The sequence below is a fragment of the Stenotrophomonas sp. FR024 genome (genome assembly GCF_047500745.2).
Lineage (GTDB): Bacteria > Pseudomonadota > Gammaproteobacteria > Xanthomonadales > Xanthomonadaceae > Stenotrophomonas > Stenotrophomonas maltophilia_A.
Genome location: NZ_JAXAXM020000004.1, coordinates 262,531 through 287,468 on the forward strand (window position 1 = coordinate 262,531; position 24,938 = coordinate 287,468).

Sequence of the window (24,938 nt, forward strand, 5' to 3'; positions counted from 1 at the left end):
GCTAACATCGGCGCGGCCAAGCTGGCCGCGCAACAGCCCCATCCGCTGAAGGAGGTGCACGATGTCGTTCCGTCAGTTTCCCGCCGTCGACAGCAACGGCGAAAGCCACATCATCATCGAGTTCAAGCCCGAGGCGAATGGCAGCGGGCATCACTCTGAAGCCACGCCACGCTACGAACTGGATGACGGGCGGCCGCTGGTGCGCGATGGCCGCGAGTTCACCACCAGTGGCGGCGAGCTGCGGCTGACGATCTGAGGTTCGCCGGGCATGACCCCGGCGCTACCCGATTTCGTATCGCCCCGCTCTGGCGGGTGTCGACCTTGATCGACCCGCTTTCTTGACTCTGGTAGGTGTCGACCTTGGTCGACACGCTTTTGCCCAAGGCGGTCGAGCATGGCTCGACTCTACAAAAGGCGTGATCATTTTTTGGCCAAGCATCTTGACAGCCTTGGCTGGCAAGGCCTGAGCAAGGTTATCCACACGTTTGCTCAGGAACCATCCACACCGCCTGTGGATGAATTCAGCCCAGTACCCGCCCGATGCCGCTGGCGTCCACGTCGGCTGCTGCCCGGGTAATCGCCGCCGCATCGCTGCCGGCCACGAATCCGATGCGGAAGTGCACTTCACCGCCGGGCGTACGCGAGGAATGGATCGAAGCCAGGCTGATGCCATGCTGCTCGAACACGTTCAGCAGCTCACGCAGCGAGCCGGGCCGGTCCTCCGGCAGGTGCACCGACAGCGCGTTGCGCTCGGTCAGGTCGGCCAGCAGGTACCCCACGCGTTCGAACGTGTAGTTGCCATCCGCCAGCGCCTGCTCGCCGAAGGCACTGCGGTTGGCCGAAAGCAGCTGCTCGCGGAATTCACCACGCGCACGGTCGTCGCCCTGCCCGACCTGCGCCTGCAGGGCCTGCAGCTGGCCGACCAGCCGTTCCAGCATCGGCGCCACGTACGGGTTACCGAACTGGATGTCTTCGTAGATCGCCGGGTTGAGCGACAGGATGCGCGAGATGATCGCCGTGTCCAGCTCGAACGATGCCGAACGGTACGGCATCATCGCGGCCAGATCGCCCAGCTGCGGCTGGTACTGGCGCAGCACGCCGGCTTGAGCCAGGTGGGTGGCATGCACCATCGCCTGTACCAGCGCCATCATCTGGTCGTGATGCTGCGGCGTGGCCCGCACGCACTCGGCCTGCAGCGCCGTGCACAGCGTATCGACCCATGGCTGCCAGTGCTGCAGCCGCGCTTCGCAGACCACCATCACCCGGCCCTTCAGGGTCGGCGCCTTGGGTGGCGCGGTCATCGGGTGCAGGCCGACCACTTCGGCTTGAGAGGCCAGCATCGCCTGCACCGGCGCTTCCTTCACCGAGGTCACGTCCAGCCACAACCGGTCCTGCTCGCGGCCGGCCGACTGCTGGACGTACTGTGCGATCAACGCCGGCGTGTGCCGGATCGGTGCCGAGAACACCAGCACGTCGGCCTGCGCCAGCAGCTGTTCCGGCGTATGCGAGTCCGGATCGGCCGGATCGTGGCCGATCACCTGCAGCTGCATGTGCTGCTGGAAGAAGCGGCTCAGCCAGCGCCCATAGGCGCCGGCACTGCCGACGATGCCGACCGTGCGCGGCGTGCGTTCGAGCAGGCCGCTCATGCCACGCGTTCGGCGCGGAAGCGCGTGCCTTCGGCCAGTGCGGCAGGCGCCGCCGCGATCACGTCGAACTCTTCGAAGCCATTGTCCAGAGTCGCCTCCAGCGCCGCGTGGGTACCGGCAATCGCACGCGAAATCGCCTGCTGCATCGATTCACCTCGCAACAGGAACGACACCACCAGCGACATCAGCACGTCACCGGTGCCGGCCACGTCCACCGGCAGCAGCGGCGAAGTCCAGCGCCAGGTTTCCTCGCGACCGACCGCCAGGGTCACCAGCTCACCCGGGTTACCGCCCACGCTGTGCGCGATCACCCAGTGCGGGCCACGGTCCAGCAGCGTGCGCGCGGCGGCGATGGCATCAGCCTCGGCCAGTGCCGGCATACCGGTCAGACGATTCAGTTCGAAGGCGTTCGGGGTCACCAGCCAGGCATGCGGCAGCAATCGCTCGGCGAAGATCGCTTCCAGGCCCGGTTCCACGTAGGGGCCGGTGTGGGTGTCACCAATCACCGGATCCAGGCAGTAACGCAGCTGCGGACAGACCGGCAGGATGTTGTCCAGCCAGTCGGCGAAGGCGGCACCGTTGGCGGTGCTGCCGAAGTAGCCGGAAACCAGCATTTTCGCCCGCTGCGGCAGGCCGCGCTCGTGGGTGCCCAGCAGCAGGTCGGCGAACCAGTCGGCGGGCAGCACCCGACCGCGCGTGGTGTCGTAGAACGGCGCATTGCTCAGCAACACGGTCGGGATTTCCGCGACGCGCACACCGAGCGCACGCATCGGCGGTACGGCGGCGCTGTTGCCGGCGTGGCCGTAGACAAGTTGCGACTGGACCGAGATGACATCGATCGGCGACGGACCATCCGGCCGCTGGCGGCGGCCGTGGACCAGGTGGTTATCAAGGGATTCGCTCATGCCCGCATTCTACGCCCAAGGGAGTTTTCGGCAGGGCTTGCAGCCCTGCACCTGCTCAATGCAACGGCAACCGCAACGGCCGAAGCCAAAGCGGCATTCCGTGGGGTGGCGGGGCGGTGTCGGAGTGCGGGGACGCCGCAAGTACGTCCTTGTAGGCTTCGCAGCGGCATCCATGCCGCTGACACCCCGCAATCCGACACCGCCCCACCTTCGACAGGTTCACGCGGCTGTTGGTAACTGCGCCTGTTGTTCCGCGCGGCTGTTGGTAGGTGTCGACCTTGGTCGACACATCTGTCAGATATCGAACGAATTCATCCGTGTCGACCAAGGTCGACACCCACCAGAGCAGTACCCCGTTCCGACAGACCGCGGGAATCTGTCGAAGGCGGGGTGGGTCCGGTTGAGGGGGCGTGAGCGCCATGGATGGCGCGACCGAGGCTACAGGGACGTATTTACGCCGTCCCCCTCAACCGGACCCACCCCGCCAACCCACGGAAAGCCAGCTTTTGAATTTGACGTTGCCGTTGCCGTTGCCGTTGCCTTGGCTTCGGCAGGTGCAGGGCTGCAAGCCCTGCAAACCCCACCCCCTCAGTGAGCAGCAGGCCGCGACGTTGGCAGCCACGCCGCCACGATACCCAACAGCGGCAGGAACGCGGTCAACTGGTAGACGTACTCAATGCTGGTCTTGTCCGCCAGCAGGCCCAGCACAGCCGCCCCAAGCCCGCCCATGCCGAAGGCGAAGCCGAAGAACAGGCCGGACACCATGCCGATGCGGTGCGGCATCATTTCCTGCGCGTACACCACGATCGCCGAGAACGCCGAGGACAGCACGAAGCCGATCAGCACCGCCAGCACGGTCGTCCACAGCAGATCAGCATGCGGCAGCATCAGCGCGAACGGGGCCACGCCCAGGATCGAGGTCCAGATGATCGGCTTGCGGCCAATGCGGTCACCCAGCGGGCCACCAAGGAAGCCGCCGGCGGCGGACGCCACCAGGAACGCGAACAGATGCAGCTGGGCCTGCGCCACCGGAATGCCGAAGTGGTGGATCAGGTAGAAGGTGAAGTAGCTGCCGATGCTGGCCATGTAGAAGTACTTGCTGAAGATCAGCACCAGCAGGATCGCCAGTACCTTGGCCACGGTGCGCGGCGGACGCCGCGGCGCCATCGCAGCCGTGCTGACCGGTCGTGGCGTGCCCAGATGCAACGCGTACCAGCGGCCGACATAGGTCAGCAGAGCGATGCCGATCAGAGCGGCGCCGGCAAACCACGATGCGGCGTGCTGGCCATACGGCACGATCACTGCGGCAGCGATCAACGGGCCCAGCGCTGTTCCGAAATTGCCACCCACCTGGAACACCGACTGCGCGAAGCCGTGACGGCCGCCCGAGGCCAGTCGCGCGATGCGCGAGGCTTCCGGATGGAAGATGGCCGAGCCAATACCGACCATCGCCGCCGCCATCAGCACCACCGCGTAGTTCGGTGCGAAGCCGAGCAGCAGCATGCCGCACAGGGTCGAGGCCATGCCGATCGGCAGCGAGTACGGGGCTGGGCGACGGTCGGTGGCCATGCCGATCAACGGCTGGAAGATCGAGGCGGTGAGCTGGTAGGTCAGCGTGATCAGGCCGATCTGGGTGAAGCTGAGATTGAAGCCGCCCTTGATCACCGGATAGATGGCCAGGATCAGCGACTGCATCATGTCGTTGACGACATGCGAGGTGGAAATGGCGGCCAGCACGCCGGGGGCCACCGGGCGTGAGGTCGTTGCGGGAGAAGCCAGGGTCGACATGGACACAGTCAGGTTGGGGGCGAGCCACGCATGCTACGGTGGCCTCCCCCTCCCTTCTGCCGCGTTCGGGTCATGGCATATCGCAAAAAGGACACTCCCTGCCCGGTCCGCGAGACTGCGCCGTGGAACGAGGTTCCGGTGCACCGCCCGGTGACCTGCCGCGCCCGCCACTACAAACCCGGCACCCACATCGCGCCCCACCGGCATCGCCGTCACCAGCTGGTGTTCGCCATGTCCGGACTGATGGTGGTGCGTGCGGACGGCGGCCGCTGGGTGGTGCCCTCGACCCGCGCGATCTGGGTGCCGGCCGGCATGGCCCATGCGGTGGACTGCATCGCTGAGGTGCATATGCGCAGCCTGTATGTCGAACCGGACTTCGCGCCGCAGCTGCCGGACGAGGCGTTCGCGGTACAGGTAGCGCCGTTGCTGCGCGAGCTGCTGCTCGCCGCCAGCCTGATCGAGACCGCGCATGTAGATGACAGCCGCGACGGCCGCGTGGTGCGCCTGCTGCTGGACGAGCTGCACCGCATGGACGTGCTGCCGCTACACCTGCCCTCGCCCTCCGACCCGCGCCTGCAGCGGATCTGCCAGCACATCCAGAAACATCCCGGCGACGACGCCACCCTGCAGGACTGGGCGCAGGCGCTGCAGATGGACGTGAAAACCATCCAGCGCCATTTCGCCAGCGAACTGGGCATGACCTTCGGGCAGTGGCGGCAGCAGGCACGGCTGCTGGCCGCCCTGGAGCGACTGGCGGTCGGCGACAAGGTCATCGATGTGGCGCTGGCGATGGGCTACGACAGCCCCAGCGCGTTCACCAGCATGTTCAAGCGGCAGCTGGGGCAGACGCCGGCGGCGTTTTTCCGTTGACCGCATACGACAACGCCGGGCATGGCCCGGCGCTATCGTTCATCGCTTCCGTCGAAAAACTCAGGACGTCATCCGGTCCCAGAAACCCTTCACGCCATCCATGAAGGTGGCCGACTTCGGCGAATGCTTGCGCGCTTCCTCACCGACGAAGGTGGCTTCGAACTGCTCCAGCAGCTTGCGCTGCTCGTTGGTGAGGTTGACCGGGGTCTCCACCACCACACGGCAGTACAGGTCGCCTTCGCTACGGCTGCGCACCGAACGCACGCCCTTGCCACGCAGGCGGAACAGCTTGCCGGTCTGGGTCTCGGCCGGGATGCGGATCTCCGCTTCGCCGCCCAGGGTAGCCACGCGCACGGTATCGCCCAGTGCCGCCTGCGAGATGCGGATCGGCACTTCGCAGTGCAGGTCGTCGCCATCGCGCTGGAAGATCGCATGCTCGCGCACGCGCACTTCCACGTACAGGTCACCCGGCGGCGTACCGGCCGGGCCGGCCTCGCCTTCGCCCTGCAGGCGGATGCGGTCGCCGGTGTCGACGCCGGCCGGCACCTTCACCGACAGCACCTTGTCTTCCTCGACACGGCCGTTGCCGTGGCAGGTCTTGCAGGGCTTGGCGATGATCTGGCCACGGCCGCCGCAGTTGTGGCAGGCCTGCTGCATGGCGAAGATGCCGCGCTGGATGCGCACCTGGCCGCGGCCATGACACACATTGCAGGTCTCGACCTTGCCGTCTTCGGAGCCACTGCCATCGCAGTCGCCGCACTCGGCCAGGGTCGGGATCTCGATCCGGCGCTCGACGCCGCGCACGGCCTCTTCCAGGTCCAGTTCCATCACGTAGCCGATGTCGGCGCCGCGACGGGCCTGGCGCGGACCACCGCCGCCACCGCCAAAAATGTTGCCGAAGATATCGCCGAAGATATCGTTCATGTCCGGGCCGCCCGGACCGCCACCGCCCATGCCGTGCTCGAACGCGGCGTGGCCATGGCTGTCGTACATGCGGCGCTTGTTGCCGTCGGACAGCACTTCGTAGGCTTCCTTGCACTCCTTGAAGGAGGCTTCGGCCGCCGCATCACCCGGGTTGCGGTCCGGGTGGAATTTCATCGCGCAGCGACGGTAGGCCTTCTTCAGCTCTTCGTCGTTGGCGGTGCGGGCAACGCCCAGCACTTCGTAGTAATCGCGCTTGCTCATATCGTGAATCGGGTTCCGGAAAGTCGGGATTCGTCAAAGCGGAAGAGCGGAACCAGGTCCGCTCTTGCGTCGGGCGCCCCGACACGCCGGTGGGCGGTCAGGACCCTGATGCGACAACGGGACGCTGATGGCCAGCGTCCCGTGTCGGTCCGGATCAGGACTTCTTGTCGTCCTTGACTTCGGTGAACTCGGCGTCCACCACGTCATCCTGCGGCTTGCCCGCATTGCCGGCGTCGGCACCCGGGGCGGCACCGCCCTGGTCGGCCGAAGCGGCGGCAAACAGCGACTGGCCGGCTTCTTCCAGTGCCTTCGACTTGGCTTCGATCTGTGCCTTGTCGTCACCCTTCATCGCGGTTTCCAGGTCGGCCAGCGCCGCCTCGACCTTGCCGATGACATCGCCGCCGACCTTGCTGCCGTGCTCGGTGATGGCGCTGCGGGTGCCATGGATCAGGGCGTCGGCCTGGTTGCGGGCCTGCACCAGCTCCTGGAACTTCTTGTCTTCTTCGCGGTTGGCTTCCGCGTCGGCGACCATGCGCGCGATCTCTTCCTCGGACAGGCCCGAACCGGCCTTGATCTCGACCTTCTGTTCCTTGTTGGTCTTCTTGTCCTTGGCCGACACGTGCAGGATGCCGTTGGCGTCGATGTCGAAGGACACTTCCACCTGCGGCAGGCCGCGCGGGGCCGGCTCAATGCCGGACAGGTCGAACTTGGCCAGCGACTTGTTGAAGCGGGCCTGTTCGCGCTCACCCTGCAGCACGTGCACGGTCACGGCCGACTGGTTGTCCTCGGCGGTGGAGAACACCTGCGAAGCCTTGGTCGGGATGGTGGTGTTCTTCTCGATGATCTTGGTGAACACGCCGCCCATGGTTTCGATACCCAGCGACAGCGGGGTCACGTCCAGCAGCAGCACGTCCTTGACGTCGCCGCCCAGCACGCCGCCCTGGATCGCAGCACCCAGTGCCACGGCTTCGTCCGGGTTGACGTCCTTGCGCGGTTCCTTGCCGAAGAACTCGGTCACCGCCTGCTGCACCTTCGGCATGCGGGTCTGGCCACCGACCAGGATCACTTCGCTGATGTCGCTCGAACGCAGGCCGGCATCGTTCAGGGCGACGCGGCACGGCTCGATCGACTTCTTGATCAGGTCGTCCACCAGGGCTTCCAGCTTGGCGCGGGTCAGCTTGATGTTCAGGTGCTTCGGACCCGACGCGTCAGCGGTGACGTACGGCAGGTTCACTTCGGTCTGCTGGGCGCTGGACAGCTCGATCTTGGCGCGCTCGGCAGCATCCTTCAGGCGCTGCAGGGCCAGCGGATCCTTGCGCAGGTCGATGCCCTGGTCCTTGTTGAACTCTTCAACCAGGTACTCGATGACGCGGTTGTCGAAGTCTTCGCCGCCCAGGAAGGTGTCGCCGTTGGTGGCCAGCACTTCGAACTGCTTCTCGCCGTCGACGTTGGCGATCTCGATCACCGAGACGTCGAAGGTGCCGCCGCCCAGGTCGTACACCACGATCTTGCGATCCTTGTTGTCGCCCTTGTCCAGACCATAGGCCAGCGCAGCCGCAGTCGGCTCGTTGATGATGCGCTTGACGTCCAGGCCGGCAATGCGGCCGGCGTCCTTGGTCGCCTGGCGCTGGCTGTCGTTGAAGTAGGCCGGCACGGTGATGACCGCTTCGGTGACCTTCTCACCGAGGAAGTCCTCGGCGGTCTTCTTCATCTTTTCCAGCACCTTGGCCGAGATTTCCTGCGGGGCCATCTTCTTGCCGTCGCTGGTCGACACCCAGGCGTCGCCATTGTCATGGGCCAGGATGCCGTACGGGACGTGGGCGATGTCCTTCTGCACTTCGGCGTCGGTGAACTTGCGGCCGATCAGGCGCTTCACCGCATAGAAGGTGTTCTTCGGGTTGGTCACGGCCTGGCGCTTGGCCGAGGCGCCGACCAGGACTTCGCCGTCCTTGGTGTAGGCGACGATCGACGGGGTGGTGCGATCGCCTTCCGAATTCTCGATGACGCGGGCCTTGCCGCCGTCCATGATCGCCACGCACGAGTTGGTGGTGCCGAGGTCGATACCAATGATCTTGCCCATGGGGGAGACTCCTGAGGATGCTTGTTGGGGTCAGTCCGGCCGCTCGGCCGGTGGATGAATACGATGTGGGGGAGGCTCGTGGAACATTCAAGCCATCTCCCGAACGCTGTGTTCAGCGCCTGGAAAACCTTGCCAGGCATGGCCTGGCACGACCGGGACCGGGCATCGCCCGGCCCGGCCGATCAATCGGCGGCCACCACCACCAGCGCCGGCCGCAGCAGGCGCTCGTTGAGCAGGTAGCCCTTCTGGAACACGGTCACCACGCTGCCCGGGGCGGCGCCCGGGGTCGGCACCTGGCTGATCGCCTGGTGGTGTTCCGGGTTGAACGGCTGGCCGATCGGGTCCAGCAGGACCAGGCCGTTGTCGGCAGCGACCTTCAGCAGCTGCTTGTAGGTCAGCTCCAGGCCTTCGCGCAGCGGATGCGGGTCGTCGCCGGCGGCCTTCAGGCCGGCATCCAGGCTGTCGAATACCGGCAGCAGCTCGCCAAGCAGCTTCTCGTTGGCGAACTTGCGGGCCTGCTCGATGTCACGGGCAACACGCTTGCGCTGGTTCTCGAGGTCGGCGCGCTCACGCAGCGCATCGGCCTTGATCTGCTCGACTTCGGCGCGCAGGCGCTCCACTTCGTCGTTGACGCCGGCGGCGGCGGCCGCATCGGCGGCAGTCTGCTGGGATTCGATATCTGGATGTTCGTGGTTCATGTCTGGGTCCCTGGCGGTCAATCTCCGCCTCCACCCACCCTAGTGTGGGCGGGATGCTGCGTTTCAAGCGTCGGATGTGCCGGGAGTGCGCCCGGCCGGTGAAAAGGCCGCGCCAAGCACATCGGCAGTGGCCTGGACCAGCGGAATCATGCGGTCGTAGGCCATCCGCTTGGGGCCGATCACGCCCAGCACGCCCAGTACCTGGCCATTGGCGGTGTACGGGGCGGTGACCAGCGAGACCCCCTGCAACGGCATCATGCCGGTCTCCTCGCCGATGAAGATGCGCACCCCCGGGGCCTGGATGGTGCGCTCAAGCAGCTGCAGGATCTCGCGCTTGCTGGAGAACAGCTCGAACAGTTCGCGCAGGCGCTCCAGGTCCGACAGGTCCTGCACCCCCATCAGCCGGGTCTGGCCGGCCACCAGCATGTCGTCGGCGGCCGGCTGCAGGGCCTGCTCGGCCAGTTCGATGCTGTGCGCCAGCAGCTGCTCCAGCTCGGAACGGGCATCGCGCAGCTCCAGCAGCAGGCGGGTGCGGATCTCGGCCATCGGCAGGCCAGCGAAATGGGCATTGAGGTAGTTGGCGACCTGCTCCAGCTGGCCTGGCGCGAAGTCCTGACGGGTCTCGATGACCCGGTTCTGCACCTCGTTGTCGGCGAACACCAGGATCGCCAGCACCCGGCGCCCGTCCAGCGCCACGAAATCGATCTGTCGGAAGGCGAACTGCTCGCGCCGTGGCGCGCTGACCACGCCGACGAAGTGACTCATCGCCGACAGCAGCTCCGAGGCGCTGCCGAGCAGGGCCTGGGTGCTGCCGCCGCTGGCCAGCTCCTGGCGCAACCGGGCCAGCTCGCCCTCGCCCGGCGGCTGCATCTGCAGCAGGCTGTCGACGAACACCCGATAGCCATGCGCGGTCGGGATGCGCCCGGCCGAGGTGTGCGGCGAGGCCAGCAGCCCCAGGTCTTCCAGGTCGCCGAGAATGTTGCGGATGGTGGCCGGGCTGACCTCCAGGCCGGCCACGCGCGCCAGCGTCTGCGAGCCGACCGGCTCGCCGTCCTGGATGTAACGCGCAATCAGCGTGCGCAGCAGATGGCGCGCACGCGGGGCAAGCTGGTCGGGAGAACCGTGCATGGAATCAACCTGTGAGACACGGACACTAGATAATGGCGGCGCATCACCTTGGCAAGTCATTGGACCTCCCTCGCCCGCGTGCTAGCGTTGCGCGGCTGCTGATACCCCCTTACCCATGCTCAGACATCTTTCGATCAAGGATTTTGCCGTCGTCCGCGCCACCGAACTGGAGTTCGGGCCAGGCATGACCGTGGTTTCAGGCGAGACCGGCGCCGGCAAGTCGCTGATGGTCGACGCGCTGGGCTTCCTGTCCGGCCTGCGCGCCGACAGTGGCGTGGTCCGCCACGGCGCTGCGCGCGCCGAACTTTCCGCCGAGTTCGCGCTGGACCAGCTGCAGGCCGCGCGCCAGTGGCTGGCCGACAACGAGCTGGACGACGAGGAACAATGCCAGCTGCGCCGCGTGATCCGTGCCGACGGCGGTTCGCGGGCGTGGATCAATGGCCGTCCGGTGACCCTGGCCCAGCTGGGCGACCTGGCCTCGTTGCTGGTGGAGATCCACGGCCAGCACGAACAGCAGGCCCTGCTGACGCGCCCGTCGCAGCTGGCCCTGCTGGACGCTTATGCCGGCAACGAGAACGAGCGCCGCCAGGTGCGCCGCGCCGCCGCGGCCTGGCAGGCTCTGATCGATGAATCGCTGGCGCTGTCGCAACAGGGCGACGTCAGTGACCGGATCGGCTTCCTGGAGCACCAGCTGCGCGAACTGGACCGCGAAGATCTGGAACCGGAGTCGATCGTCGCACTCGGTGCCAGCCACCGCCGCCAGGCCCACGCCAGCGCCCTGCTGAGCGCCTGCCAGGCGGCCAGCAACCAGCTCAATGGCGACGACGGCAGTTCCGCGCTGGACCTGCTGCAGCAGGTGCGCCACGAGCTGTCGCGCCTGATCGAACACGACCCGCGTCTGGGCGAGGTGGACGGCCTGATCGAGAACGCCTCGATCCAGCTGCACGAAGCCCTGTCGCTGCTGGACCGCGTGCACGACGACCTTGATGCCGACCCGGAGCAGTTCGAGGAGAACGAGCGTCGCCTCGGCCGCCTGCACGACCTGGCCCGCAAGCACCGCGTGCCGATGGACGAGCTGGGCGCGCAGCGCGAGCGCATGCATGCCGAAGTGGAGCAGCTGCGCGGTGCCGACGAGCGCCTGCAGCGCCTGGCCGGCGAGATCGACAAGGCCGCTGCGGCCTGGCGCGTGCAGGCCGAGGTGCTGACCGTCAGCCGCCGCAATGCCGCCGCCGAGCTGTCGGCTACCACCACCGGCATCATCGCCGAGCTCGGCATGGGCGGTGGCCAGTTCCTGATCGAACTGGAGCCGCAGGATGCCGGCAAGCCCGATCCGCAGGGTGCCGAGCGCGTGGAGTTCCTGGTCGCGGCCAACGCTGGCCAGCCACCGCGTGCGCTGCGCAAGGTCGCTTCGGGCGGTGAACTGTCACGTATCTCGCTGGCCATCGAAGTAGCCGCGCTGGACCTGGATGCGGTGCCGACCATGGTGTTCGACGAGGTCGACTCCGGCATCGGCGGCGCGGTGGCCGACATCGTCGGCCAGAAGCTGCGCGCGCTCGGCGAGAAGCGCCAGGTACTGTGCGTGACCCACCTGCCGCAGGTCGCCTCCAAGGGCCACGCGCATTACCGCGTCAGCAAGGCGCCGGTGGAGGGCATGACCCAGAGCGCAGTGGAAAAGCTGGACAGCAAGGCGCGCGAGGAAGAGCTGGCGCGCATGCTCGGCGGCGTGGAAGTGAGCAAGGAAGCGCGCGCCGCCGCCCGCAAGCTGCTGCAGGTCTGAGGCCTGTTCGCGGTTATCCACGCATGGCGTGGATCTACAACGCGCGAGGTAGTGCCGGCCGCTGGCCGGCAACCCAACACAGGTGAACGAAGATCATGAGGTTGCCGGCCAGCGGCCGGCACTACCCCCGTGGCCGCGCCAGATCCACCGTTTCCACCAGGAAATCGAGGAAGGCGCGCACCCGCAGCGGCAGGTAGCCACCCTGCCCCAGGAACACCGCATGGACCTCTTCCAGGTCACCGGGATTGGCCTCTTCCAGCACCGGCAGCAGGCGTCCGGCGGCGATGTCCTCCTGCACCTGGTAGGTCGCCAGCCGCGCCAGGCCCAACCCGCCCAGCACCAGCTGCCGCAGCGCGTTGCCATTGCTGGCGCGGGCATTGCCACTGGGCAGCACCATCCGCTCGCGTCCGTCCTGCAGCAGCGGCCAGCCCTGCATCGCACGCGCATGGCCGATGTCCAGACGGTTGTGCAACATCAACTCCTCAGCGTTGCGCGGCAGTCCATGCCGCTGCGCGTAGGCTGGCGCGGCCACGATCATCATCCGCGTCGCACCCAGCCGTCGCGCCACCAGGCTGGAACTCTTCAGCGGGCCGGCCCGCACCGCCACGTCGGTGCGCTGCTCAAGCAGGTCGATCACCTCGTCGTTCAAGGTCAGATCCACCCCCACCTGCGGATTGCGCTCCAGGAATGCCGGCAGCAGCGGCAACAGGAAATGCTGGCCGAACGGCACGTTGGAATTGACCCGCAGGCGTCCGCGCGGCTCGGCATGGGCGCTGGCACAGCGCTCGGCCTCCTCCAGGTCGGCCAGCACGCGCAGGCCACGCTCGTAGAATGCGCAGCCTTCCGGGGTCAGCTGCAGCTGGCGGGTGGAACGCTGCAGCAGGCGCGTACCCAGCCGTTGCTCCAGCCGTGCCACCAGCTTGCTGACTGCCGACGGCGTCATGTCCAGGGTACGGGCCGCGGCGGAGAAGCCACCGGTCTCGATCACCCGCACGAACACTTCCAGTTCGCCGGATCGGTTGATGTCGGGTCGCGCCATGGCGATGAATCCAGTTCACAGATGATTATCCATGCGCAGTCTAGTTCACAGATCGACGGAGAATCACCATGGCCCTCCCTCCTCCCGGGATTGCCCGATGAACCGCCTCAGCCAGCTCACCGCGACCGCCTTGATCGCCCTGTCCAGCGCAGCCAGTGCCGCCCCGGCCCCGCACTGGGTCGCCAGCTGGCAGGCCAGTCCGCAACCGGTCTGGGGCGCCGATTTCCTGTTCCCCACCCTGGTTCCGGCCACGCTGCAGGACCAGACCTTCCGCCAGACGGCGCGTATCAGCCTGGGCGGGCCCCGGCTGCGGGTGCGGCTGAGCAATGCCTACGGCACCCAGCCGTTACGGATCGGGGCGGCCAGCGTGGCCGCACACGCGGGTGTCACCCCGCAGCCGCTCAGCTTCGACGGCCAGCCCGGGGTGCTGATCGGCCCCGGTCAGGAACGGCTGAGCGATCCGCTGCCACTGGCCACGGATGACCACCAGGCGTTGCAGATCAGTGTCTTTGTGCCGGGGCCGACGCCCGTGCAAACGTTCCACTGGGAGGGTCGGCAGACCAGTTGGATTGCGCCCGGCGACCAGAGCTTGGCCCAGGCTCTGAGCGGGGCCAGCAGCACCACTGCCCGCCTGTTCCTGGCCGGTATCGAGGTCGAGGCCGCTGCCAGCGCACGCAGCGTGGTGGTGATCGGCGACTCGATTACCGATGGCGCCACCGCCAGCCTCGATCAGGACCAGCGCTGGACCGACCATCTGGCGACGCGTCTGGCACCGCGGGGCGTTGCCGTGGTCAACGCCGGTATTTCCGGGGGGCGGCTGCTGCGCGATGGCATGGGCGAATCCGCCCTGGCCCGCTTCCGGCGTGACGTGCTGGATCAACCAGGCGTGGTCAGCGTAGTCGTGCTGATCGGCATCAATGACATCAGCTGGCCCGGCACCGCCTTCGCCCGGAACCAGGCCCGGCCCACGCTGGCCGAACTGCAGGCGGGGTATCGCACCCTGGCCGAGCAGGCCCATCGGCGGGGTCTACGCATCCTCGGCGCCACCCTGACGCCGTTCGCCGGCGCCCTGCCCGGCACGCCGCTGGACGACTACTACCAGCCGGACAAGGAGGCCCTGCGCCAACAGCTCAATGCCTGGCTGCGCAGCGACAGCCCGTTCGATGCGGTGATCGACCTGGATGCGGCGCTGCGCGATCCGGCCGACCCTCCACGGATGACCGCGGCCTACGACTCCGGCGACCACCTGCATCCGGGCGATGCGGGTAACCGGGCCATGGCCGAGGCGGTGGATCTGGAGGTGTTGATGGGGCCCCTCACACATGGCGCGGATCTGCCGTAAGCAACGAAAAACCCCGGGCAGGCCCGGGGTTTCGTCGCATCCAGCTGGCTGGAACGGCTTACTTGCGCTTCTTGCGCACGTACAGCACCAGCGAATGCTCTTCCAGCTCATAGCCGTGGTCGGCCGCGATCTTGCGCTGCAGCTCCTCGATCTCGTGGCTTTCGAACTCGATGATCTTGCCGCTGTCCACGTCGACCATATGGTCGTGGTGGCCGCCACGGTCCAGCTCGTAGACGGCCTGGCCGCCTTCGAAATTGTGCTTGAGCACGAGGCCGGCGGCCTCGAACTGGGTCAGCACCCGGTAGACCGTCGCCAGGCCGATCTCGTCGCCATGCTCGAGCAGCTGGCGGTAGATGTCTTCGGCGGTCATGTGGTGCTGGGCATTGCGCTGTTCAAGCAGCGCCAGGATCCGCATCCGTGGATGGGTCACCTTCAGGCCGACTTTTCGCAGGTCGTGGGTTTCCATAGGTCTCCGTTCATTGGCGATTTAGCGCCAGCTGCCTCGGATTGGGTCGCGGTGGCACGCCGGGAGTGTATCATCGGTTTGATTTCCCCAACCGCCAGTCCCGATGCGCAATCTCCTGTTGGTCGCCGCCGTCGCCCTGTCCACCACCGGGTGCGGCATCATCTACAAGCAACCCATCTATCAGGGCAACCTGATCCGGGAAGATGCCGTGGCCAAGCTGCAGGTCGGGCAGAGCAAGCAGCAGGTCACTGCGCTGCTGGGCACCCCGTCCATTCCGGACCCGTTCCACGCCCAGCGCTGGGACTACACCTCCAGCCAGCGCGTGAACCGCCTGGGCCGTACCGAGGTGAAGAACTTCACCGTGTTCTTCGACAATGACAACGTGACCCGCTGGGAAGGCGATTACTTCCCGGGTAACGACAAGGCCCTGGCCCAGCAGACCGTGCGCCAGTTCGGCCGCAATCTGCCGAAGGACAAGAAGAAGAAGGGTCGCTGACGCCCCCTGCCCGTCCTCGCGGACGGGCGACAGGAATCAACCGCCGAGCGCGCGACGCCGGCGGTTGTCCTTGGGGTCGGCCTGCAACGGGCGTAGCAGCTCGATGCGGTCGCCATCCAGCAGCACCTGCTGCGGGCGCGCCAGCAGCCCATGCACGGCCGCCGCCGGGCAGTCGGCACTGCCTTCCAGCGCAGCAGCGGCAATGGCCTCGGCCACGGTCGCGCCCTCGTCCAGCTGCAACCGGCGCGAAAGCACCCGCTGCGGCCAGGCCAGCACCACCTCGACCTCGATCATCGCTCAGGCCTCGTCGGCAACGCGGATGAAGTCGTTGACCATGCGGTCGGCCAGGCTCTGGAAGCCCAACGCCAGCGCCGGACCGAGCAGGCGTGAACTGGGCTCGAAGTCCAGGGTCAGGGTGACCTTGCAGGCATCTTCGGCCAGCGCATGGAACTCCCAGCGGCCGTGCAGCTGCTTGAACGGGCCATCGCGCAGCTGCATATCGATGCTGTGCGGGCGCTGCAGTGTGTTTTCAGTCTGGAACCAGGTGCTGAACGAGCCCAGGCCCAGGTCCAGGCGCGCTACCAGCCGGTCCTCGCCCTGCTCCAGGATCTGGGCAGCCGAACACCAGCGGAAACGGCGCGGATAGGCCTGGACATCATTGACCAGGTCGAACATGCGCGCGGCCGAATGTTCGACCAGGGCGCTGCGGCGGATAGTAGGCATGAATACAGGACGTTTCGGCAATCGACCGGGCGGGCCCGAATCGGAGACAATACGGAAATGAGCAAGAACAGCGGCAAGGATAAAGCAAAGAGCGCGACGGCCAACAAAACCATCGCGTTGAACAAGCGTGCCCGCCACGAGTACCACATCGAAGACCGCTTCGAAGCCGGCCTGGCCCTGCAGGGCTGGGAGGTGAAATCGATCCGTGCTGGCCGCGGCAACATCGTCGACGCCTACGCCTACGTGAAGGATGGTGAGATCTTCCTGATCGGCGCGCAGATCACTCCGTTGATCCAGGCCTCGACCCATGTCGTGGCCAACGACCGGCGCGATCGCAAGCTGCTGCTGCACCGGAGCGAGATCGACAAGCTGGTCGGCAAGGTCGAGCGCGATGGCTACACGATCGTGCCCACCGCGATGTACTGGAGCAAGAACAAGATCAAGCTCGAAGTCGCGCTGGCCAAGGGCAAGCAGACCCACGACAAGCGCGATGCCGCCAAGGACCGCGACTGGGCGATCGAGAAGCAGCGCGTGATGCGTCGCGGCAACCGCGACGCGTAAGGCGGCTGCGAACGACCATGTAGAGTCGAGCAATGCTCGACTGCTTTACGGTATTTGTGGAACGCCGAAGTCGAGCATGGCCCGACTCTACAAAAGGCGGGTCACCCCGCCAGCATGCCCTGCCTGCGCATCCGCGGCGACAGCGCCGCGTGCATCACCGCCAGGTGCATCACTACCGCCAGCTCCGGTGCGTAACGGTCATCGCCCAAGCGCCACTGTTTGGCCAGGTTCGCGGCATCAGCCGGCAGCAACGCCAGCAACTGGGCGTCGTCCAGTGCATCGGCCGCGCCCTGCAGCTGGCGTGCCATCTGTCGCGACTGCCACACATGCACGCCGATGCTGAGACTGGCCAGCGACATCAGCACCACAGCCAGCCCGTGCTCGAACCACTGCGACAGCACCTCCGGCCCCCACAGCAGGGCAGCCAGCACCGCCAGGCCCGGCAGGCGCCACCCCAGCCAATGGATGCGGCCGCGCTGCGACCAGTGCACCACCACCGCGCTGGCGACCAGTGCCGCAGCTGCCGTGGCCGGCAACTCCGTCACCCAGGTGGCCGCCAGCAGCACCGCCAGCACCGCCCAGACCCAGCCCGGCGGCAACGCACGCCGCTGGTAGTCGGCACCGACCGGCCCGATCAGCTGCCGCAGGCTGCGTTGTTGGCTTGCATCGGTCACCCATGGTCTCCGTGTCTGTCCTGGCTCGGATGGTCATCGCCAGTGTGTCGCAAATTCGTGTCCACGAAGTTAGCAATCCGCTATGACAGACGCTCTACAACAAGTTGCGGATTGACAGGACGCGCGGCTCGCCCGCAGCGCTCACCCCACCGACAGATCCTTGCTGAGGAACACCCTGCATGTGCCGGCCGGATCGCATGGCACCCGGCCGAACACGACCCATCCATGCTTCACATAGAAGTCGGGCGCCTGGAAGCTGAGGGTGTACAGCACGCCGGAACGGCAACCGCGACGCCGCGCTTCATCCTCTGCGGCCTTCAGCACACGCGACCCCAGCCCGTTGCCGCGATGGGCCGCTGGCAGATGGAACAGATCCACGAACCACATGCCCAGTGAGGTTCGCCCGGTAAGGCCCCCTACCACCTTGCCGCTGGCCGGATCGGTAACCAGTACCGCCAGCGCGCGTCGATCGGCATACCCTGCAGCCTCCAGATTGAATTGGTCCAAGCCAGTGCCAATCACCTCCAGCGCTTCGTCGCTGGGTTCATCTGTTACTGCAACATCTAGCGTCATGGCGTCCTTCCACTGGCTCAACTTCAGGAATCTGGATGCTATCAAGCCTGATCGCACCTACGCCGGCCCGCTTCAGCGTTTGGCGCTATTGCGGCCCGTCTTGAGCACAGACCGATGCCACTGCCTTCAACAACAGATCGGCCTGCAGCCCTGATGCAGGACCTGTTGCCGGAAACGCTGCCGCGAGGGCCTTCGCCGCCCGATCTGCGTGTGGCTGGATGTACCAGGACGATTCAGCCGACAGCATGCCACCGCGCACCTCTTGCCCGATCCGATACTGTCCCCAGTTGCCGGGGCTGACGGAAATGGCCATGAGCCCCCCGTGGAGTGGTATCCGGAAATTCGAGCACGGCGCCCCAAGGAATCGCAACGTGCCAATCAGCTGGGAGCCGGACGCTCACCCGCGTGACTGTTCAGGAAGATTGCCGTAAGATCCGTCTCGTTGGGCAGGGTCAGTGTCAGCTTTCATGACGGCACTGACCCCAAAGCCTTGCAATGCTTGAAGAAACCGGGGGTGCATTGGTTTCGACGGGGGTTGTGAAGTCGCCTGGCGCATGCCGAGGGGGTAGCTTTCCTCGTAAATCCAGCTGCAAAACTCTAGTTGCCAACGACGACAACTACGCTCCGGTCGCTCTCGCAGCCTAAAAACTGCGGTGCGTGACCTTCTGCCGACTTAGGCGGAGCCTCGAAACTGCTTGTGTCCATGCTCGCAGCGTAGAGTCATTATCATGGAATCGCGCTGGGCGGCTGCCTGTCAGTCCGGCACTAGAACACAACAGGCTGGTTCCCGGGTGCGCTTTGCACACCGTGCTGCTCGGGGATGAGATTCAACGGTGAGCTAAGCATGTAGTGCTGGGGATGGAGTGCCTTCGGACGGCGGTTCAATTCCGCCCACCTCCACCATTCTCGCCTTGAAATCTACGCTAAGTGCATTGATTTTTCAAGGCTTTTTGGTAGAAAACGCGCCTCAAACGATACCCCTTTCAGGTATCGTTTGAGGTATCGTTTTGCCCAAACCCTTCTTGTTGAAGCGCGCCAGCGGGCTTTACGCCCGCTTTCTTGTGCCCGTGGATTTACGCCAGGTGCTGGGTTGCCGCTTCCTTGTTCGTGCCCTGCCCGGCCGAGGCGATACCGCCAGGCTGGTCGCTGCACGCATGGCGGTGGCACTATCGGAGTCTTTCCGAGCCATTCGAACAGGGGCGATGGTGAACGACGACATCAAGGACATCTTGCGACGGGTGCGCGAGAACGGGCACAACGACCTGACCATCCAGCAAGTGCGGCTGCCCAACGGGCTGACGCTCGGCGGCGTGGAAATCAACACGGCCGAGGACCGCCGGCTGTTTCGGCAGACCGTGCAGGACTTGAACGCCCTGGCGGCAAAAGATCCGCTCATGGCCGGCATGCACGGCTGGGAGCCCCCACGCCCGCTGGCACCGCCTGCGCCTCCCTCCGGCCCGCTCCTGTCCGAGCGCATCGACGTCTACCTCAACGATATGCGGCGGGCCCAGCGCGCCGTGCGCAACGTGATGGATACGGAATACACCCTGCGGCTGTTCCTCGCCCTGGGCGACGACAAGCCCATTGAAGACGTGACGGCGACGGACGTGCGGGCTTTTCTGGATGCGCTGGCGGTCTACCCGGCCAACGCCAGCAAGAAGGCCGAGTTTCGTGGCCTGACGCCCAAGGAAGTGCTGGCGAAGGCCAAAAGAGGCGGCCACCCGACCCTGCTGGAACGCACCCAGGAGAAGCGCCGCGACCACCTGGCCGCGTTTTTCAACGCTCAGGCCGACGAGGCCCTTATCCCCAAAGCCCCGCACAAGGCCATCATGAACCGCTCCAAGTCCCAAACCGACGCCCCGACCCGCGAACCGTTCACGCCAGAAGAGCTGGCCGCGCTCTTTGATACCGAGGCATTCCCGCTGTGGGCCAGCAAATACCCGCACCGCTGGTTCGGCTCCATCCTGGGCGTGGCCACGGGGGCGCGCGTCAACGAGGTGGCCCAGCTCTACGTGGACGACGTTGCAGAGGTGGGCGGCCATTGGGGCATCCACATCCGCGCCCTACGCCCGGACCAGCGGCTGAAGAACACGCATTCTTCGCGCTTCGTTCCCCTGTCCGATACCGTGCTGCAGGCCGGGTTTCTGACGTTCGTCGAGGACGTGAAGCGTGCCGGGTTCGACCGCCTGTTCCCGCACCTCCAGCATTCGGAAGCCGGCGGCTACGGGGACACGATGGGCGACCAGTTCCGCGCCTACGCCATCAAGCGCGGCCTGACCGGCCGATTGAAGTCGTTCCACTGCTTCCGGCACAACGTGGCCAACACGCTGGTCAACGAACTTGGGACGGCCATCCAGGTGACCCAGGAAATCACCGGGCACGACTTGACCCTGCCCAGCGGCCTCAAGCATTACGTGAACCCAGGCACCATTCCCAAGCGCTATGCGGCGTTGAACGAATACGGGCCGCCTGTTGCGCTGCCGGCTTACGTGCCGGGGCAGTTTGACCGGGCCTTCAAGCAAGTGGCCCACATCGAGCGTCGCAGGGAGAAAGCCGCAAAGACGCGCCAAGCCAAGAAAAGCAAAGCCCCCGCGTGAGCGAGGGCTTTGGTGTTGCTATCCCCAATGGGGAAACCAGACTGAATACTAGCGGCATCGCCAGGATTCACTACCCCCTATGGGGGAACCTACTATCCGCCCCAAAGGGCGGTGAACATGTTTTTCTAAGCCACCCGGAGGGCGGTGAACAATCGGCGGGTCTTTCTAAGCCACCCAAAGGGCGGTGAACGTTGCCGACCCCTATGTTTTCTCATGCATTTCAGGCGCTTGCAAGTCTTTAACCTAACAACCGGTGAAATATTTTTCAGCGCGCCAGGCTGCCGCGCATTTTCCCGGTCTTTTTCCCTTGACGGGCAACATGGGCCGCTTTGCGTTTCTTCTTCATGGTCTTGCGCAAGTTTTTGCCCCGCGTGTCGTAACCGGCGGCTTTCAGAAGTTTGTCTGCCGCCTTGGCGGCGGCTCGGCGGGTGGCACTGTCCATCAACAGTTTTTAGCGCATCTCGCTGGATGCGCAAGGGGCCGACATGCGCCGATACGCTTTCCTGAAACAGGAAAAGCCTGCACGGGCCTGCCCATCTTCCCCTTAAAGCTTCGCTAAGCCCCCCTGCTTTGCCCTTCATCTTGGGGGTCGCCTCCGGCTCCCCCCGACGATGAAGGGCAAAGTCTCCCCTAGGACCTCCGCGCGAAGCGGCAGGGGTGACTTGGCCCCCGTTGGTTACCGCCCCGAAGGACGGCCCGACAGTCGGGCGCGGTGATAGAAGGACTACACCGCTACGACGGATTCACGCGGTCCAACCGCGCCGGCTCAGGGTTCCGTCACCACTATGTGGCGTCTCTCCTGTGGGCTTGCCCGCTCCCCAGCCGTCGCTGAGAAATATCATCCTAGCTGCCATCCTTGGGCCACAAACCGCTGATAGTCGGACCGCGACAGGGCACACGAGTGGGGCCAGATTGAGCACTCCCCACGCCTCTGCGACGCTTGAACTACCTGGTTGGCGCAGGTTGCAGGCCATACAGCGCCCGGTCCCCCTGCTTCAAAGCCTGCGCACCCTGGTGGGGTCAACCCAAGCCCTTGCGGGCTCCCAGATATCCTTGTGCGCAGCCGGTCTTTCCACCGGCAACGAGTTACGGCTACCAACGGCCTTCGGGCTGGGCAGACAGGGAGGAGAGAAAGGAGGAGGGGCTTGCGGGTCCGTCCAGGCTTGTTAGAGTGGCCTCAAGGGGCCTTGCCTGGGCATGTCGTAGCTGTCATCTACCTTGCTCGCCTCCGAGTCGGTCAAACTCGGGGGCCGTGAAATCAAAATAAAACGCCCTCGGCTTTTGTCAAGCCGGGGGCGTCTTATTCTTGGAAACCTGCGAGATGGCAAGCGCCTCATCTAAAAGATGAGTTTCGTGCCGCGCCAGCCGCCCGTAGCTTAGCTTTCTTAAAGCTGGGCCGCTCGGTTATCGTCGTGGCCCGTTCAGCGCAGCCACGATGGCGTCTCGATAGACATTCTCGTCGGGCAGCGTCACGTTGTTGAACGCCTCCTGCACCTTGTAGACCGTCGTTGAGTGCGGCATTAACGCACGCAAAGGAACAAGTGCGCCGGCAGGCAGATTCAGCGCTGTGTCGTGTTCGTAGGCAAGGAAAGTAATCGAAGCCGGTTGTAGTGCATAGCGCACCAAGCCGGCAGCACCGCCTAGCCGGCCCATGATGCGCTGATACACGGGCCCGGGTGAGACGAAGAACAAGCCCTTGCGGCATAGTTCCTCTCGCTGCAAAACCTGTCCCTTGTAGATAAGCTGCGGCAAGATACGTTTGTTTACGTTTTCCCAGTTTAGACCTGCCGTCGTCGCCGGGTTCGTTCGTGTCGGCGTCAGCAGGCCCTGCCGTCCGTTGCGGTAGTTGCCAGTGGTGTCAATAGTCTGCACTTCGACGGCGATAAACTCCTGCAAAGCGCCTTTGGCATCTAGCAGCGCCAAAACCCAATCGACGAAGTAGCTTCCTATGCCGTCCTTCTGGGGGAGACGCAGTTCGCCACCCCAGCGTTTGCCGAATACTGCAACCACCGGTCGCTCTTCACGTCGTGCAATCTTGGCGGCTTCAGCACCAGCAAACAACAGCAGATCCCCGCCGAATGCGATGCGCGCCACGTCGGACAGCACCTTGTAGTTCTCGGCGTATAAGCGAATCGGGCAGCAGATCACTGGCTCAGACTTTACCGGTTTGATAGTGCAAACGCCCGCTATCTCGCCATCGCTCAGACGCTTTTCGCAAACCTCGCCTAGAAATGGGCATTGTCTAGAGTCTGCGGCCTGCACAGCGGCTGCTGAGCAGTCATCAGCGCGATACCCGAAGAACTCCCATATTTTTCCCGCCATTAGGCTGCGCCGACTTTGCGACGAGACTTGCGCCCACTTTGAAGCGCGTGGGCGATGGCTCGACCCACGGCCGCGCCCAACAACGGCGGAACAGCATTGCCGACCTGTTCGTATTGCTCTACCCGGGAGCCGCAGAACATATAGGTGTCGGGGAATGACTGAATGCGCGCTGCCTCGCGCACCGTGAAAGCACGCTCTTGATCGTAGTGGAAGTAAGCTCCCCAATGCGGATCACATTTCGTCAGAATGGTCGATGCCAATCCATCAGGGTCGACACGCCCATAACGCTTAGTGTGGTCACTGCGTCGCGCCATGCGCATCCCCCGCGGCAGCAGCGCTTCGGGAATGTCCGTCCAGTTTCCGCCTGGCGGAATGAAAGCTAGGCGATCCATGTTTATTTTTCCCAACCGCGGGGCCTCGTGACAAGTTACCCCTGTCGATCCAATGCGCATCAGCTGCTGATATGGATTGCTGGCCACACTCCCATAAGGCTTCTCTGCCGCACCGAGTTCACCATTGGTCAGAATGGGCAAATCACCGATGGCATCACGCACTGTGACATGTGACGGCAGTTCCAGTGAACGTGGCAGGGCGACCAGACTCCGACCGGCAAACTGTGCAGTGAAGTTCACACGGACTGGCGCGCTGCGCAGCGGTTCAGGGAATAGTTCCGCAGGGTTCAGGCCATCTCGCCCGCCAAGAATGATCGTTCGCCACCGGGTTTGGGGGACGCCGTAATGGGGCGCATACAGGATGCGCACGTCGGCGTCGTAGCCAAGCTGTTTCAGTGATTCAAGGATCGCATCCAGTGTCGCTCCGCCCTCATACGACACCATGCCGGGCACGTTCTCAATCATGACCGTGCGCGGCTGAAATTCGGCGACGAAACGCAGGTATTCTCGGAATAGATGATTCCGCCTATCCTCGGTGGAACGCTTCGGCGCATTGATCGAAAACCCTTGGCACGGCGGACCGCCAGCCACCAAGTCAAGCTCGCCTCGCTTCAATCCGAGGCGATTGCGGATTTTACGTGCATCGACCTGCCGGATATCGCGGCTGTCCACCTGAGTCTTCGGATGGTTAATCGCATAGGTCTGAGCATAGCGAGGCGAAATCTCGTTGGCATAAAGCGGCGTAAACCCTGCTTCGCGCAGCCCCTCGGACAGGCCGCCCGCACCTGCAAACAAGTCCAATGATTTGAGGCTCATATCGTATTTCTCTTGGTTGATCGGCGCCTCTTTCTGGTAGCAGGTGCCGCGAACATGTCCGGTTGCCGTCCGTCTTGATGCCGGTCGGCGAATGCCTGCATGAACTCACGCAGAACTTCTGATGCTGGCCGATTTTCGGCCAAACACGCCGCTTGGAACGCCTCGCGGAGTTGCAGCGCCACGCGGATACGAAGTCCAGCATCTTTGCTCATCATGGCTTAAGTGTCGCATGGATACACGTTTGTGTATCCAAATATGTGCCCATCGGCAACTGGCGAGGCCCTACCCGGGGGCTCGAACCGGAGCCCGATCGGCGGCTGTCGGGAAGAACCTTACGTAGTCGGTCATAGTAGCGGCTTCCCGTCTCGTGAGATGAGACAGGAAGCCAACCAAACGGAGCCACATGTGCTCCTTTGTCATGCCGACGGTCGCTAGGGTCCTGAATGGGATCCCACGCTGCGCTCTGGATGGAACCTCTCTACGCGACGACGCTGAGCGCGAGGAAGAGCAACGTTGGAAGCAACATCAGGAGGCCGATGATGCCAAAAATGCCACAAAGAGTGATTGCCCAAAGTTGGCCTGCGTTGAAATGCCCCGCACTGCGCTGGGCTGCGGCATAGGCGGCTCCCGGATGAAGCCGTTCTGCCTTCCGCCGCAGCAGGCGGGACAGCACCGGCCCGATGATGAGCCCAAACGGCCCGGTCAGCAGGACAGCGATGCAAAAGCACAGGGTGAAACGGGCTTGTGGGCTCATCACTGAGACGGTCGGCGCAGGCTGGTAGCTCATCAGTCATTCCATTGGCAGGCAGCGGGATGCTACCTTTCAGGTAGAAACTACCTCAAAGGGAGCCCCGCCGTCA

Annotated in this window: 24 protein-coding genes and 1 other RNA gene; 8 read left to right on the top strand and 17 right to left on the bottom strand. The window is 64.9% G+C overall.

The window, feature by feature from the left end; all coding sequences use genetic code 11:
• Positions 1–61: 61 nt before the first annotated feature.
• On the top strand, positions 62–256 hold the full coding sequence (locus ACMZ91_RS06835; protein WP_005409247.1) for a hypothetical protein: 195 nt from the start codon (positions 62–64) through the stop codon (positions 254–256).
• Between the two features lie 265 nt (positions 257–521).
• On the opposite strand, the gene ACMZ91_RS06840 is transcribed toward ACMZ91_RS06835, so the two are convergent.
• The 3 genes from ACMZ91_RS06840 to ACMZ91_RS06850 all read right to left on the bottom strand — a co-directional run bounded on the left by ACMZ91_RS06840 (position 522) and on the right by ACMZ91_RS06850 (position 4,339).
• On the bottom strand, positions 522–1,646 hold the full coding sequence (locus tag ACMZ91_RS06840) for a prephenate dehydrogenase (RefSeq protein WP_414577994.1): 1,125 nt from the start codon (positions 1,644–1,646) through the stop codon (positions 522–524).
• Complete coding sequence (gene pdxY / locus ACMZ91_RS06845; RefSeq protein ID WP_032128295.1) at positions 1,643–2,551, bottom strand: pyridoxal kinase; 909 nt, start codon at positions 2,549–2,551, stop codon at positions 1,643–1,645. Before pdxY ends, ACMZ91_RS06840 begins: the two co-directional genes overlap by 4 nt.
• A gap of 588 nt (positions 2,552–3,139) precedes the next feature.
• Positions 3,140–4,339 (bottom strand): MFS transporter, encoded by a 1,200-nt coding sequence (locus tag ACMZ91_RS06850; protein WP_134951497.1) that lies wholly within the window; start codon positions 4,337–4,339, stop codon positions 3,140–3,142.
• Positions 4,340–4,411: 72 nt separating this feature from the next.
• Here ACMZ91_RS06850 and ACMZ91_RS06855 point away from each other — a divergent pair, with 72 nt between their 5' ends.
• Positions 4,412–5,209, top strand: a complete 798-nt coding sequence (locus tag ACMZ91_RS06855; RefSeq protein ID WP_414577997.1) for an AraC family transcriptional regulator — start codon at positions 4,412–4,414, stop codon at positions 5,207–5,209.
• A gap of 60 nt (positions 5,210–5,269) precedes the next feature.
• On the opposite strand, the gene dnaJ is transcribed toward ACMZ91_RS06855, so the two are convergent.
• The 4 genes from dnaJ to hrcA form a co-directional block, all read right to left on the bottom strand.
• Positions 5,270–6,394: a molecular chaperone DnaJ gene (gene dnaJ / locus ACMZ91_RS06860; protein WP_032128292.1), complete on the bottom strand. Its 1,125-nt coding sequence runs from the start codon at positions 6,392–6,394 to the stop codon at positions 5,270–5,272.
• Between the two features lie 154 nt (positions 6,395–6,548).
• Positions 6,549–8,474: a molecular chaperone DnaK gene (gene dnaK, locus ACMZ91_RS06865; RefSeq protein WP_134951496.1), complete on the bottom strand. Its 1,926-nt coding sequence runs from the start codon at positions 8,472–8,474 to the stop codon at positions 6,549–6,551.
• Between the two features lie 182 nt (positions 8,475–8,656).
• Positions 8,657–9,172: a nucleotide exchange factor GrpE gene (gene grpE, locus ACMZ91_RS06870; RefSeq protein WP_032128290.1), complete on the bottom strand. Its 516-nt coding sequence runs from the start codon at positions 9,170–9,172 to the stop codon at positions 8,657–8,659.
• Between the two features lie 63 nt (positions 9,173–9,235).
• Positions 9,236–10,300, bottom strand: coding sequence for a heat-inducible transcriptional repressor HrcA (hrcA, locus tag ACMZ91_RS06875; RefSeq protein ID WP_032128289.1), 1,065 nt, complete (start codon positions 10,298–10,300; stop codon positions 9,236–9,238).
• A 115-nt stretch (positions 10,301–10,415) separates the two neighbouring features.
• On the opposite strand from hrcA, the gene recN reads away from it, so the two are divergent.
• The gene (gene recN, locus ACMZ91_RS06880; RefSeq protein ID WP_197655782.1) at positions 10,416–12,077 is read left to right on the top strand and encodes a DNA repair protein RecN; all 1,662 of its coding nucleotides are present in this window, start codon (positions 10,416–10,418) and stop codon (positions 12,075–12,077) included.
• A gap of 121 nt (positions 12,078–12,198) precedes the next feature.
• Here recN and ACMZ91_RS06885 read toward each other — a convergent pair whose 3' ends face one another.
• Positions 12,199–13,116 (bottom strand): LysR family transcriptional regulator, encoded by a 918-nt coding sequence (locus ACMZ91_RS06885; RefSeq protein WP_197655781.1) that lies wholly within the window; start codon positions 13,114–13,116, stop codon positions 12,199–12,201.
• Positions 13,117–13,213: 97 nt separating this feature from the next.
• Between ACMZ91_RS06885 and ACMZ91_RS06890 the strand changes: the two genes are divergently transcribed.
• On the top strand, positions 13,214–14,458 hold the full coding sequence (locus ACMZ91_RS06890) for an SGNH/GDSL hydrolase family protein (RefSeq protein WP_197655780.1): 1,245 nt from the start codon (positions 13,214–13,216) through the stop codon (positions 14,456–14,458).
• A 58-nt stretch (positions 14,459–14,516) separates the two neighbouring features.
• On the opposite strand, the gene fur is transcribed toward ACMZ91_RS06890, so the two are convergent.
• Positions 14,517–14,924 carry a ferric iron uptake transcriptional regulator gene (gene fur / locus ACMZ91_RS06895; protein WP_005409235.1) on the bottom strand — a complete coding sequence of 136 codons (408 nt, stop codon included), beginning with the start codon at positions 14,922–14,924 and terminating at the stop codon, positions 14,517–14,519.
• Positions 14,925–15,027: 103 nt separating this feature from the next.
• Between fur and ACMZ91_RS06900 the strand changes: the two genes are divergently transcribed.
• Positions 15,028–15,420, top strand: a complete 393-nt coding sequence (locus tag ACMZ91_RS06900) for an outer membrane protein assembly factor BamE (RefSeq protein WP_010484453.1) — start codon at positions 15,028–15,030, stop codon at positions 15,418–15,420.
• A gap of 36 nt (positions 15,421–15,456) precedes the next feature.
• Here the strand turns inward: ACMZ91_RS06900 and ACMZ91_RS06905 are convergent, their stop codons facing one another.
• On the bottom strand, positions 15,457–15,714 hold the full coding sequence (locus ACMZ91_RS06905; RefSeq protein WP_032128285.1) for an RnfH family protein: 258 nt from the start codon (positions 15,712–15,714) through the stop codon (positions 15,457–15,459).
• Between the two features lie 3 nt (positions 15,715–15,717).
• Positions 15,718–16,143, bottom strand: a complete 426-nt coding sequence (locus ACMZ91_RS06910) for a type II toxin-antitoxin system RatA family toxin (protein ID WP_010484449.1) — start codon at positions 16,141–16,143, stop codon at positions 15,718–15,720.
• 57 nt (positions 16,144–16,200) lie between these two features.
• Between ACMZ91_RS06910 and smpB the strand changes: the two genes are divergently transcribed.
• The gene (gene smpB, locus ACMZ91_RS06915; protein ID WP_010484447.1) at positions 16,201–16,704 is read left to right on the top strand and encodes an SsrA-binding protein SmpB; all 504 of its coding nucleotides are present in this window, start codon (positions 16,201–16,203) and stop codon (positions 16,702–16,704) included.
• Between the two features lie 101 nt (positions 16,705–16,805).
• On the opposite strand, the gene ACMZ91_RS06920 is transcribed toward smpB, so the two are convergent.
• Positions 16,806–17,378: a hypothetical protein gene (locus ACMZ91_RS06920; RefSeq protein ID WP_197655779.1), complete on the bottom strand. Its 573-nt coding sequence runs from the start codon at positions 17,376–17,378 to the stop codon at positions 16,806–16,808.
• 141 nt (positions 17,379–17,519) lie between these two features.
• A complete protein-coding gene (locus ACMZ91_RS06925) occupies positions 17,520–17,972 on the bottom strand; it encodes a GNAT family N-acetyltransferase (protein WP_262220589.1) in 453 nt (150 codons plus the stop codon).
• Positions 17,973–18,461: 489 nt separating this feature from the next.
• On the opposite strand from ACMZ91_RS06925, the gene ssrA reads away from it, so the two are divergent.
• Together ssrA and ACMZ91_RS06935 are read left to right on the top strand one after the other, a co-directional pair.
• Positions 18,462–18,854: a transfer-messenger RNA gene (gene ssrA, locus ACMZ91_RS06930) on the top strand.
• Between the two features lie 119 nt (positions 18,855–18,973).
• Positions 18,974–20,548 carry a tyrosine-type recombinase/integrase gene (locus tag ACMZ91_RS06935; RefSeq protein ID WP_414578002.1) on the top strand — a complete coding sequence of 525 codons (1,575 nt, stop codon included), beginning with the start codon at positions 18,974–18,976 and terminating at the stop codon, positions 20,546–20,548.
• A 265-nt stretch (positions 20,549–20,813) separates the two neighbouring features.
• On the opposite strand, the gene ACMZ91_RS06940 is transcribed toward ACMZ91_RS06935, so the two are convergent.
• From ACMZ91_RS06940 to ACMZ91_RS06955, 4 genes are all read right to left on the bottom strand, one after another.
• A complete protein-coding gene (locus ACMZ91_RS06940; RefSeq protein WP_176556913.1) occupies positions 20,814–20,990 on the bottom strand; it encodes a hypothetical protein in 177 nt (58 codons plus the stop codon).
• A 962-nt stretch (positions 20,991–21,952) separates the two neighbouring features.
• Positions 21,953–22,870, bottom strand: a complete 918-nt coding sequence (locus tag ACMZ91_RS06945; RefSeq protein ID WP_414578132.1) for a NotI family restriction endonuclease — start codon at positions 22,868–22,870, stop codon at positions 21,953–21,955.
• Positions 22,870–24,078: a DNA cytosine methyltransferase gene (locus tag ACMZ91_RS06950; protein ID WP_111118555.1), complete on the bottom strand. Its 1,209-nt coding sequence runs from the start codon at positions 24,076–24,078 to the stop codon at positions 22,870–22,872. The genes ACMZ91_RS06945 and ACMZ91_RS06950 overlap by 1 nt, the downstream gene beginning before the upstream one ends.
• Before the next feature lie 478 nt (positions 24,079–24,556).
• Positions 24,557–24,865, bottom strand: a complete 309-nt coding sequence (locus tag ACMZ91_RS06955; protein WP_111118557.1) for a hypothetical protein — start codon at positions 24,863–24,865, stop codon at positions 24,557–24,559.
• Positions 24,866–24,938 lie beyond the last annotated feature (73 nt).

What these genes read in the sequence shown, in the direction of transcription:
- ACMZ91_RS06835 (WP_005409247.1), top strand. Translation starts at nt 62, where the DNA reads ATGTCGTTCCGTCAGTTTCCCGCCGTCGACAGCAACGGCGAAAGCCAC.
- ACMZ91_RS06840 (WP_414577994.1), bottom strand. Translation starts at nt 1,646, where the DNA reads ATGAGCGGCCTGCTCGAACGCACGCCGCGCACGGTCGGCATCGTCGGC.
- pdxY (WP_032128295.1), bottom strand. Translation starts at nt 2,551, where the DNA reads ATGAGCGAATCCCTTGATAACCACCTGGTCCACGGCCGCCGCCAGCGG.
- ACMZ91_RS06850 (WP_134951497.1), bottom strand. Translation starts at nt 4,339, where the DNA reads ATGTCGACCCTGGCTTCTCCCGCAACGACCTCACGCCCGGTGGCCCCC.
- ACMZ91_RS06855 (WP_414577997.1), top strand. Translation starts at nt 4,412, where the DNA reads ATGGCATATCGCAAAAAGGACACTCCCTGCCCGGTCCGCGAGACTGCG.
- dnaJ (WP_032128292.1), bottom strand. Translation starts at nt 6,394, where the DNA reads ATGAGCAAGCGCGATTACTACGAAGTGCTGGGCGTTGCCCGCACCGCC.
- dnaK (WP_134951496.1), bottom strand. Translation starts at nt 8,474, where the DNA reads ATGGGCAAGATCATTGGTATCGACCTCGGCACCACCAACTCGTGCGTG.
- grpE (WP_032128290.1), bottom strand. Translation starts at nt 9,172, where the DNA reads ATGAACCACGAACATCCAGATATCGAATCCCAGCAGACTGCCGCCGAT.
- hrcA (WP_032128289.1), bottom strand. Translation starts at nt 10,300, where the DNA reads ATGCACGGTTCTCCCGACCAGCTTGCCCCGCGTGCGCGCCATCTGCTG.
- recN (WP_197655782.1), top strand. Translation starts at nt 10,416, where the DNA reads ATGCTCAGACATCTTTCGATCAAGGATTTTGCCGTCGTCCGCGCCACC.
- ACMZ91_RS06885 (WP_197655781.1), bottom strand. Translation starts at nt 13,116, where the DNA reads ATGGCGCGACCCGACATCAACCGATCCGGCGAACTGGAAGTGTTCGTG.
- ACMZ91_RS06890 (WP_197655780.1), top strand. Translation starts at nt 13,214, where the DNA reads ATGAACCGCCTCAGCCAGCTCACCGCGACCGCCTTGATCGCCCTGTCC.
- fur (WP_005409235.1), bottom strand. Translation starts at nt 14,924, where the DNA reads ATGGAAACCCACGACCTGCGAAAAGTCGGCCTGAAGGTGACCCATCCA.
- ACMZ91_RS06900 (WP_010484453.1), top strand. Translation starts at nt 15,028, where the DNA reads ATGCGCAATCTCCTGTTGGTCGCCGCCGTCGCCCTGTCCACCACCGGG.
- ACMZ91_RS06905 (WP_032128285.1), bottom strand. Translation starts at nt 15,714, where the DNA reads ATGATCGAGGTCGAGGTGGTGCTGGCCTGGCCGCAGCGGGTGCTTTCG.
- ACMZ91_RS06910 (WP_010484449.1), bottom strand. Translation starts at nt 16,143, where the DNA reads ATGCCTACTATCCGCCGCAGCGCCCTGGTCGAACATTCGGCCGCGCGC.
- smpB (WP_010484447.1), top strand. Translation starts at nt 16,201, where the DNA reads ATGAGCAAGAACAGCGGCAAGGATAAAGCAAAGAGCGCGACGGCCAAC.
- ACMZ91_RS06940 (WP_176556913.1), bottom strand. Translation starts at nt 20,990, where the DNA reads ATGGACAGTGCCACCCGCCGAGCCGCCGCCAAGGCGGCAGACAAACTT.
- ACMZ91_RS06945 (WP_414578132.1), bottom strand. Translation starts at nt 22,870, where the DNA reads ATGGCGGGAAAAATATGGGAGTTCTTCGGGTATCGCGCTGATGACTGC.
- ACMZ91_RS06950 (WP_111118555.1), bottom strand. Translation starts at nt 24,078, where the DNA reads ATGAGCCTCAAATCATTGGACTTGTTTGCAGGTGCGGGCGGCCTGTCC.
- ACMZ91_RS06955 (WP_111118557.1), bottom strand. Translation starts at nt 24,865, where the DNA reads ATGAGCTACCAGCCTGCGCCGACCGTCTCAGTGATGAGCCCACAAGCC.